This is a genomic window from Emticicia sp. (genome assembly GCF_049241225.1).
GTDB lineage: Bacteria > Bacteroidota > Bacteroidia > Cytophagales > Spirosomataceae > Emticicia.
Map to the genome: position 1 here is coordinate 32,448 of NZ_JBMLRC010000237.1, position 1,238 is coordinate 33,685.

Sequence of the window (1,238 nt, forward strand, 5' to 3'; positions counted from 1 at the left end):
ATGTCTGCTGAAATTATTGAATTATATCAAGGGAATTTGGATGAACGAAAACTTCAAAAAGTTGTCGAATGTCTAAAAAATGGTGGGATAATCATTTATCCGACTGATACCGTCTATTCGATGGGCTGTGATATTTTCAATACCAAAGCAGTTGAAAAATTGAGTAAAATCAAAGGAATAAAACTTCAACACAACAATTTTTCAATCGTTTGTCATGATTTAAGCAATATTTCAACTTATGCCAAAGTCTCAAATAATACCTTCAGACTTTTAAAAAGAGCATTGCCCGGCCCGTTTACGTTTATTCTTCCCGCAACTGGTGATTTGCCCAAAACATTGCAAACCAAACGTAAAACGATTGGAATCCGAATTCCAGACCACGAAATTCCTTTAAAAATCATCGAAATGTTGGGTAATCCAATCATCACGACTTCTGTAAAAGATGATATTGACGATATTTTAGAATACCCCAATGAAATTGAAGTGATTTACTCACAGAATGCTGAAAAAGTCGATATTATCATCGACGGAGGTTGGTGTGGAATCGAACCATCAACGGTAGTTTTAGCAGTCGATGACGATTTTGAGGTAATCCGTGAAGGCCTAGGCGATTTAAATGAGTTTTTGTAACGACAAATATTCGTATATTCATGGAATACAACATGCCACCAATGCACGAATAAATTTTAATGCACCACATATTCTTCTACCTCCTCAACTTCTACCAACATTTTATCATTTATCGAAGATAAAGTAACTTTCTTGGTTTCATTGATTAGCATTGGATCGTATTTGGCTGTTACACGTACATAATTCTCTGTCCATCCGTGCATATTTCCGTCTTCAATATCTTCCTCAAACAATACAGTAAATTGTTTTCCAATTTGGCTTTCGTAGAAAAATCTCTTTTTCTTATCAGATAAAATATGAAGCATTTTTGAGCGTTCGGCACGCTTGCTTGAAGGCACTGTTGGCTTGATTGAAACTGCGTGAGTATTTGGCCTTTCTGAATAAGTAAATACGTGTAAATAACTGATATCCAACTCATTCAAAAAATTATAAGTTTCCAGAAATTCTTCCTCGGTTTCTCCAGGATGGCCAACAATCACATCCACGCCAATGCAGCAATCAGGCATTAATTGTTTGATTTTTTTCACTCTTTCAACGTAAAGTTCTCTTTTATAACGGCGTTTCATCAATGCCAAAACTTTACTCGAGCCTGACTGTAACGGAATATG

The 1,238-nt window shown here is 35.7% G+C and carries 2 protein-coding genes; one reads left to right on the top strand and one right to left on the bottom strand.

Annotated elements, in window-relative coordinates; translation table 11 throughout:
- Positions 1-630, top strand: a 630-nt coding sequence (locus ACOVO2_RS12910; protein WP_421770377.1) for an L-threonylcarbamoyladenylate synthase, incomplete at its 5' end; no start/stop codon positions are given.
- Between the two features lie 56 nt (positions 631-686).
- On the opposite strand, the gene ACOVO2_RS12915 is transcribed toward ACOVO2_RS12910, so the two are convergent.
- Positions 687-1,238, bottom strand: a 552-nt coding sequence (locus tag ACOVO2_RS12915; RefSeq protein ID WP_421770378.1) for a radical SAM protein, incomplete at its 5' end; no start/stop codon positions are given.